The 2,883-nt window shown below is 66.7% G+C and carries 3 protein-coding genes; 2 read left to right on the top strand and 1 reads right to left on the bottom strand.

Going from position 1 to position 2,883, the window contains the following annotated elements; translation table 11 throughout:
- Positions 1-1,243: malate synthase G (locus tag ACFWPJ_RS29515; protein ID WP_378856290.1), on the bottom strand; the 1,243-nt coding region annotated here is incomplete at its 3' end.
- A 246-nt stretch (positions 1,244-1,489) separates the two neighbouring features.
- Here ACFWPJ_RS29515 and ACFWPJ_RS29510 point away from each other — a divergent pair.
- On the top strand, positions 1,490-2,149 hold the full coding sequence (locus tag ACFWPJ_RS29510) for a TetR/AcrR family transcriptional regulator (protein ID WP_378856288.1): 660 nt from the start codon (positions 1,490-1,492) through the stop codon (positions 2,147-2,149).
- Between the two features lie 2 nt (positions 2,150-2,151).
- Positions 2,152-2,883, top strand: a 732-nt coding sequence (locus ACFWPJ_RS29505) for an acyl-CoA dehydrogenase family protein (protein WP_378856286.1), incomplete at its 3' end; no start/stop codon positions are given.

Below are 2,883 nucleotides of genomic sequence, written 5' to 3'. Positions count from 1 at the left end.
AGATACGGACGAACAGATAGTTGGTGAAAGAGGCCTCGTCGGGGACGTGCATCTTCGGCTTCACGATGTAGACCGAACCGGTGCGGGTGTTGGCGCGCTGGGTGTCGCCGTTGAGCGAGTGCACGGCGATCAGCGAGGTGATCAGGCCGTCCATGATGCCCTCGGGCACCTCGTTGCCCTCGGCGTCGATGATCGCGTCGGAGGTCATCAGGTGGCCCACGTTGCGCACGAACAGCAGCGACCGGCCGTGCAGCACCAGCTCGGAACCATCGAGCGCGGTGAACACACGGTCGGGGTTCATGGTGCGGGTGAAGGTCTTGCCGCCCTTGGTGACCTCTTCGGCCAGGTCGCCCTTCATCAGGCCGAGCCAGTTGCGGTAACAGACGACCTTGTCCTCGGCGTCGACCGCGGCGACCGAGTCCTCGAAGTCCATGATCGTGGTGAGCGCGGACTCGAGCACGATGTCCTTGACACCGGCGGTGTCGGTCGAGCCGATCGGCGAGTTCGCGTCGATCTGGATCTCGATGTGCAGGCCGTTGTGCTTGAGCAGCACCGAGGTCGGGGCCTCGGGGTCGCCCAGGTAGCCGACGAGCTGCGACGGGTCGGCCAGGCCGATGTCGGTGCCGTCTTCCAGGCCGATCTCGAGCTCGCCGTCGACGATCTTGTAGTACGACGAACCGATGTGCGAGCCGGTGATCAGGGTGACGGCGTCGTCGAGGAAGTTACGGCCCCACTCGATGACCTTGTCGCCGCGCACGCGGTTGTAGCCGGTGCCCTTCTCGGCGCCGTTGGCCTCGGAGATGGCGTCGGTGCCGTAGAGCGCGTCGTAGAGCGAGCCCCAGCGCGCGTTGGCGGCGTTGATCGCGAAGCGCGCGTTCATCACCGGCACCACGAGCTGCGGGCCCGCGGTGGTGGCGATCTCGGCGTCGACGTTGCCGGTGCCGATCTGGAACGGGGCGGGCTCGGGACGCAGGTAACCGATCTCGGTCAGGAACTCCTTGTAGGCGCCCTTGTCGTAGCCGGTGCCGGGGCTCTCCTGGTGCCAGGCGTCGAGCTTGCCCTGGATCTCGTCGCGTTCGGCCAGCAGGGCACGGTTGCGCGGGGCGAGGTCGTTGATGACCTGCTCGGCGCCGGCCCAGAACGCGGCGGAATCTACGCCGGTACCGGGGAGCGCCTCGTTCTCGATGAAATCGTGAAGAACGCTGGCCACCTGGAGCCCGCCGACCTGAATCCGCTCTGTCATCTACTGCCTCACTTTTGAGAAAGCCGGGTGGGAAAAGTCGATGTCATGTTACCCGTGGGTAGTGGTGACATCTCGTGTGGGTTCGAACGCCGCAGGAGCGCCGTCCATTCCGCCACGCCGAGACGCCGGGGTCAGCGCGGTGGGCGTGGCGGGCCACCTCTTGATTGTAGGCACCCGGAGAATTAATGTACTGACCGGAACATTTCTCGGCGGTCAGCCCTGGTCGCCCGGCGGAGTGGAGGCATGGTGAGCGTCGCGCAGCCCGGCGAACCCGTCGCTCCAGTCCGCCGCCGTGGGCGCCCACCCGCCACCGATCGCGGCGCGGCCGATACCCACGATCGCATCCGCGCCGCGGCCCTCGACCTGTTCGCCGAACGCGGCTTCCACGCCACCGGCGTCGCCGAGATCGGCGCGAGAGCCGACGTCCAGCGGGGTGCGCTGTACTACCACATCGGTTCCAAGGAAGAGCTGCTGTGGGAGATCCTCGGCGACTACACCCGGCTGCTGCTCGACGACGCCGAACGCATCATCGCGGCGGGCGCCGATCCGGTCCAGACCCTGCGCCTGCTCATCCGCAGTCATGTGGAGTTGATCGTCACGCACCGACGCGCGGTGGCCGTGCACCTGCGCGACGGGGAAGCACTCACCGGGCAACGCGCCACCGAACTGCAGCAGTTGCGTGACCGGCTCCAGCGCTGCTGGCAGGACGTCATCGATGCGGGCTTCGCCACGGGGCAGCTGCGCACCGCCGATCATGTCGTCACCAACGGCCTGCTCGGCATGCTGAACTCGCTCGGCTTCTGGTACCGCGAACGCGGTGCGCACTCCCCCACCGAGATCGCCGAGATCCTCACCGACACCGTCCTGTCCGGGCTCACCGCCGCAGGCGACAACACGAAAGGCTGACCATGGCTTGGGATTTCGAGACCGATCCGGAGTACCAGCGCAAGCTCGACTGGGTCGCGGAGTTCGTCCGCACCGAGGTCGAGCCACTGGATCTGCTCTACCCCAACCCGTACGACCGGACCAATCCGGAGATCCGTGCGCTGATGCGGCCGCTGCAACAGCAGGTCAAGGAGCAGGGACTGTGGGCCTGCCATCTCGGTCCCGAACTCGGCGGGCCCGGATACGGCCAGCTCAAGCTCGCCCTGCTCAACGAAGTGCTCGGCGCCTCGATGTGGGCGCCGCTCGTGTTCGGTTGTCAGGCACCGGATTCCGGCAATGCCGAGATCCTCGCGCACTTCGGCACTCCGGAGCAGAAGGAGAAGTACCTGCAGCCGCTGCTCGACGGCGAGATCGGGTCCTGCTACGTGATGACCGAGCCCACCGGCGGCTCGGACCCGACCGCGTTCCGGACCATCGCGGTACGCGACGGCGACGAGTGGGTCATCAACGGCGAGAAGTGGTTCAACTCCTGCGCCGAGTTCGCCACCTTTCACATCGTGATGGTGGTGACCGATCCGGCCGCCGAACCGCATCTTCGGTTGTCGATGTTCATTGTCCCGGCGGATGCCCCGGGCCTCGAATTGGTCCGCAATTTCACCGTGCCCGGATTCAGCGAACACGAAGGGCACCTGCGGTTCACCGATGTCCGGGTACCCGCCGACCACCTGCTCGGCGCCGAGGGCGCGGGCTGCTTC

It is taken from the genome of Nocardia sp. NPDC058497, assembly GCF_042720195.1.
GTDB lineage: Bacteria > Actinomycetota > Actinomycetes > Mycobacteriales > Mycobacteriaceae > Nocardia.
The sequence above is the reverse complement of the archived record's forward strand: the minus strand, read 5'-3'. Positions and strand labels throughout refer to the sequence as shown.